The sequence below is a fragment of the Limnothrix redekei LRLZ20PSL1 genome (assembly GCF_043235035.1).
In the GTDB taxonomy this organism is placed as follows: domain Bacteria; phylum Cyanobacteriota; class Cyanobacteriia; order CACIAM-69d; family CACIAM-69d; genus CACIAM-69d.
The window spans coordinates 1-984 of record NZ_JAZAQF010000065.1; the positions used below are offsets into that span (position 1 = coordinate 1).

Genomic DNA, 984 nt, shown 5'->3' on the forward strand with positions numbered 1-984 from the left:
ACGTGAATTCGGGTTAAGCAGGGAGTTCAATGCCTAGTGTCGCTAGGTCAAGAGTGGGCTTCTTGGGCTGATGGCAGTAAGCAATCAGCCCACTGAGCAAATGCACAAAGCCACTGACTGGACTGCGGTGACGAGAGTGTTCAATCTGGCAACGGTTCTTGAGCTGGTCAATAACCGTCTCGATCAGCGAGCGTCGGCGGGCCAAGAGCTTGTCACTCATCCGCATCAAGAAATTCTTCATGTTTCGGCGGGGCTTGGCTAAAAACTGCAAGCCATAGTCCTGCCACAACCGCTCGGCTAACGCTTTCGAGACATAGCCTCGATCAGCAAACACCTTGCCCCAACAGTCCTTCAGCAAGTTGATAACCGGCTTGCGGTCATCGGTATTGCCAGGAGTCAGGCAACAGTCAAGCAGTTCGCCTTGATCGTTGACCACCAAATGCAGCTTGAGACCAAAGAACCAACCCATCGAGGTTTTGCCCCAGGTGGCTAACCCCTGAAACACCCGATGCTGGTGTGCCCGCTGCACATGACAAACCCGCAAGGCTGTGGAATCAATGAAACTAATGCCCCGACAGGTACCAAAGCAGTGACGCAAATAGGCACAGAGTGGCAGCAGCACCGAAGGCAAGTACTCAATTAAGCGGGAGTAGCTGACCAGGGCGGGAAATTCTGAGCGCCAGTAGACCGACACATGGTTGTGATAGTAGGTTTTGAAGTTGCGATAGCCCTGTTGATGAAACATCACCAGGATCGTGATGATTTCGCTGAGGCTCATGGAGCGCTGGCGTTGACGCTGCCGGAGACCGTCACTGAGCAAGCGTTGTGTCCATTGAGCTTCAAAGACTTGGCAGAAGTCATCGATTTTGCAGAACAGAGCTTCTAGACTGAGCATGGCGGGGTTGGGCTGAGTGTTGTTTTGGTTAATGCCTCAGCTTAACCAGCCCCGTCTTTCCTTCGCTCCCCTTATCCCGAATTCACGTT

1 protein-coding gene is annotated in these 984 nt (G+C 52.8%); it reads right to left on the reverse strand.

Annotation, left to right across the window (positions count from 1 at the left end; translation table 11 throughout):
• Positions 1 to 13: 13 nt before the first annotated feature.
• Positions 14 to 895, reverse strand: a complete 882-nt coding sequence (locus VPK24_RS11195; RefSeq protein WP_393013275.1) for an IS982 family transposase — start codon at positions 893 to 895, stop codon at positions 14 to 16.
• Positions 896 to 984: the final 89 nt, after the last annotated feature.